We start from the raw sequence: 3,367 nt of genomic DNA, 5'->3' as shown, positions 1-3,367 counted from the left end.
CAATTTTGAATGGTTTGGCTTTGAACACCTCCATTCTATATCTTGGGAGGACGTTTTGGTATAACCCTATTGTTATCCACCCGCATAGCGGGTGGTTTTTTGTTTCGCGCGCTTCGCGGGCTCAACTGGGTCTAAAGACACTAATAAAATAGCCTCGCCCGCTTTGGACGAGGCTAATGCTCAGGAGCTATGCAGGTCGATTCAAACGTACTCACCGCAACTGACTTCTGTGCTTAACTACGCTTGGCTTCTGGTGGCATGGACCGGCCTTAAAAATCCTAGCTAGGCTAATGCTCAAAGTCAACCCGTTGCGTTCCGCACTCTGTTCCCTAAATATTCAAAATCCAGAGGAAGCCGATGAAGATGAGGGCTAAGGCGTACATGACGCCGGAGACTTCCTTGCCGCGTTTGGCTGCGATCATCATGATGGGATAGGTGATCATTCCCAGAGCCATTCCGTCTGAAATCGAGTAGGTCAGCGGCATACCGATCAGGATCAGGAAGGCAGGCACCGCGATCTCTAGCTTGAACCAGTCGATGTGCGCCAAGTTGGCGGCCATCAAGACGCCAACAATAATCAGAGCTGGCGCGGTCACTTGACTGGTGACCACGGCCAACAATGGTGAGAAGAACATCCCCAAGATGAAAAAGAGGCCGGCGCTGATCGCGGTAACTCCTGACCGACCGCCAACCGCGATGCCCGCGGATGATTCCACATAGGCGCCAACCGGAGAGGTCCCTAAAATCGAGCCAACAAACATGGCCGACGAATCCGCCGCCAAGGCCTTACCAACCCGCGGCATTTTGTTATCTTTCATGAAGCCAGCCTGTTGCGCCAACCCCACCAAGGTCCCCGCTGTGTCAAAGAAGGTCACCAGCAGGAAGGTCAAGACCACCACCCACAATTGTAAACTATTGATCTGACCAACGTTTTTTAAGGCAACGCCGAAAGTTGGGGCCAGGCTGGGCGCTGGTGAGAGGATCCCTTTAGGCAAGGCAATCAAGCCAGTTACCATGCCCAAGGCCGAGGTCAAAACCATTCCCACGAAAATCGCGCCAGGCACCTGCCGGATCATCAGGATGACGGTGATGATCAACCCAAAAATCGTCAGCCAAGTAGTCGGCGTCTGCAACGAACCCAAACCAACCACCGTCGATTTATTGGCGACAATCAAGCCGCCGTCATGCAACCCAATAAAAGCGATAAACAAGCCGATCCCGGCAGAAATCGCGAATTTCAAATCAGCGGGAATCGCGTTGATGATCTTTTCCCGTAATTTCAAGATCGTAATCAAGATAAAGATCAACGAAGCGACGAATACGCCGGCCAAAGCAGTTTGCCAGGGCACCTTCATCCCGATCACCACGGTATACGCAAAAAACGCATTGATGCCCAGAGCCGGCGCCGAAGCAATCGGATATTTCGCAAAAATCCCCATGACCAAACACCCGAAGGCGCTGGCCAAGGCCGTGGCGGTGAAAACCGCCCCTTTATCCATTCCCGCCGCGCCTAAAACGCTGGGATTGACGAATAGGATATAACACATACTAACAAAGGTGGTTAACCCCGCCAAGACCTCACGACGCCAATTGGTCTTGAGTTGATCAAACATGAAGTAATGTTCCAGTTTTGCCCGCATTTTCATTTCCTCTAATCTAATGTTCGTGTTTTACATTTTTAAAAACCATCTTTTATCATAATAAACTGAAGCAAGTTTGTAAAGACAAACATTATTTATTTTTTTGGAGGATTTTGCCCAGCGGTGCGGCGGCCATTCCTGTCAATTCAACGCAGCCAACGCAAATAAAGCTGACAATGCCGCCAACCACGAAAAAAAGGCCGGTCCGCCCTGCTCTGGCGTTGACGCCAAAGTTCAGGATCATGACTCGACCTTTTTCAGATGTTCACTAGTATTCGTCTGATGATGACTGGGTTGGTGACTTAGGGGTGCGGGTGACAATGATCATGCAGATCAGTTCGATCAGAACAAAGACCGCCTGCACGGCCAAGCCCTGTTGCGACCCGCGAGCTGTGGCCTGGCGCAAGTCGCCAGCGCCTTGTTGGGCTTGGCTAATGATTGCTGAAACGATCGCCGTTCCCAACGCCGCCGCGAACTGCTGCATCGTCGTCATGATCGCGTTGCCGTCGGTCTGTTCCGCCTCAGGCAAGCTTTTCAACCCGACGGTCATCACATTGCCGAACCCGATGCCTGTGCCTAACATGTAAATAACATAGAATAAATTGATCGCACCCAAGGACAGATTTTGTCCCCAAAGCGCAAAGAGGATCAACCCTACCAAAGACAGGCACGACCCGAGGATAATGGGTTTCGCCGCCCCAACGCGGTCGTAGATGCGCCCACCGAATGGCGCCAGCAACGCCCCGATGGCCGCGCCCGGCAAGACGGTCAATCCCGCCGTCAAGGCCGACTGCTGATCCACTAACTGAATATAGTTGGGGACGATAAACGACAAGCCCAAGGCCGTCATTTGAAACAGGACAAACCCAACCAAATTGATGCTGAACCGGCGATGACGGAAAACTTTCAAGTCCAAGATCGGCGCCGCGATCCGTTGACTGCGCCAGATCAACCCGATCAATCCCAGCAACGCTAGGGCAAAGGACAACCAGACTTGACGACTGCCGATCCCCGCCGCGCCCATCGCATTAGCGCCATAGATTGCGCCGCCGAAAAGGGCAATGATCGCGACCAAGCTGGGTAAATCAACTTTTTGTCGGTGAACCGGGTGTTTTTGTTCCAAGCAAGTCAGCCCTAACCCTAAGGAAATCAGCAACACCGGCACCAAGAAGAGGAAGATCGCGCGCCAGCTCATTTTGGTCACGACGACGCCGCCGAAAACCGGCCCGATCGCTGGCGCAATCGCGGTGATCAAAGTGCCGATGCCCATCATCATCCCGACTTTGCTGGCTGGAACCTGTTCCAAAATAATATTGAACATCAAGGGTAAGGCAATCCCCGTCCCTAGCCCCTGAATCGCCCGGCCTAATAAGAGTAGCGCGAAACTCGGCGCGAAATAATCAAGCACGATCCCGCCGAGGAACAATAAATTGGCCACCAAGAACAGTTTCTTCGCCGGGTAGGACCGTTTCAATAAAGCGGAGAACGGCATCATGATCGCCACGATCAACAAATATAACGTGGTCATCCACTGAACAGTCGCCGTGGTCACTCCGAAAACTTTCATTACAATTTTGGGCGGGAAACCTCAGACTTTAGTCAGAGGAGGAAAGCCTGCACTTGCTAACGCTAGTTAGCTTTCTTGCTTGGTCGTCCCGCCTTGCCCCTTTCTGTTCTCTGATTTTGAATATAGTTGGCAACCGTCTCTTTTGACATGTTGCCGAGTG

General features: G+C 52.1%; 3 protein-coding genes. All 3 read right to left on the bottom strand.

Annotation, left to right across the window (positions count from 1 at the left end):
• Nucleotides 1-329: 329 nt before the first annotated feature.
• A complete protein-coding gene (locus tag EKM94_RS12145; RefSeq protein WP_125602395.1) occupies nucleotides 330-1,640 on the bottom strand; it encodes an NCS2 family permease in 1,311 nt (436 codons plus the stop codon).
• A 91-nt stretch (nucleotides 1,641-1,731) separates the two neighbouring features.
• Nucleotides 1,732-1,884 (bottom strand): hypothetical protein, encoded by a 153-nt coding sequence (locus EKM94_RS12545; protein WP_164511242.1) that lies wholly within the window; start codon nucleotides 1,882-1,884, stop codon nucleotides 1,732-1,734.
• Nucleotides 1,885-1,908: 24 nt separating this feature from the next.
• Complete coding sequence (locus EKM94_RS12140; protein WP_225422235.1) at nucleotides 1,909-3,213, bottom strand: MFS transporter; 1,305 nt, start codon at nucleotides 3,211-3,213, stop codon at nucleotides 1,909-1,911.
• Nucleotides 3,214-3,367: the final 154 nt, after the last annotated feature.

The organism is Lapidilactobacillus achengensis (genome assembly GCF_003946655.1).
Taxonomy (GTDB): domain Bacteria; phylum Bacillota; class Bacilli; order Lactobacillales; family Lactobacillaceae; genus Lapidilactobacillus; species Lapidilactobacillus achengensis.
Note: the sequence above shows the minus strand (reverse complement) of the source record. Positions and strands in the feature narration are given on the sequence as shown.

What these genes read in the sequence shown, in the direction of transcription:
- EKM94_RS12145 (WP_125602395.1), bottom strand. Translation starts at nt 1,640, where the DNA reads ATGCGGGCAAAACTGGAACATTACTTCATGTTTGATCAACTCAAGACC.
- EKM94_RS12545 (WP_164511242.1), bottom strand. Translation starts at nt 1,884, where the DNA reads ATGATCCTGAACTTTGGCGTCAACGCCAGAGCAGGGCGGACCGGCCTT.